This window comes from Vibrio sp. 10N.222.49.C9, assembly GCF_041474985.1.
In the GTDB taxonomy this organism is placed as follows: Bacteria; Pseudomonadota; Gammaproteobacteria; order Enterobacterales; family Vibrionaceae; genus Vibrio; species Vibrio crassostreae_C.
Genome location: NZ_JBFRVD010001281.1, coordinates 1 through 321, shown reverse-complemented (window position 1 = coordinate 321; position 321 = coordinate 1). Strand labels below are relative to the sequence as shown.

Sequence of the window (321 nt, the reverse complement as noted above, 5' to 3'; positions counted from 1 at the left end):
AAGCTCCACCCAAGTTCATATCTAAGAAAGGTACAAAGCCAAGGCGTACACCTGCTGTATACATGGTATTGGCGTTGCCGTTGAGATCATGCTGATAACCTAATCGCGCAGATCCAATCATTGGCACATTGGCTTCTGCAGCAACAGATAGATACTGAGTGTTATCGGCAATATTCTTAAAACCTGATGACTCATTTAATTGGTAATCGGCGCTCAGATTGACAAAAGGCAGTCCTTGGAAGGTAGCGCCGATAGTAGCTTGCGGTTTTACTTCATATTCGTAATGCACACCATTAATGGCTTTGCTTTTTACAGATACCT

At 43.0% G+C, this 321-nt stretch carries 1 pseudogene; it reads right to left on the bottom strand.

Going from position 1 to position 321, the window contains the following annotated elements:
• Positions 1–321 (bottom strand): annotated as a pseudogene (locus AB4585_RS27910) (hypothetical protein); the annotation flags it as partial.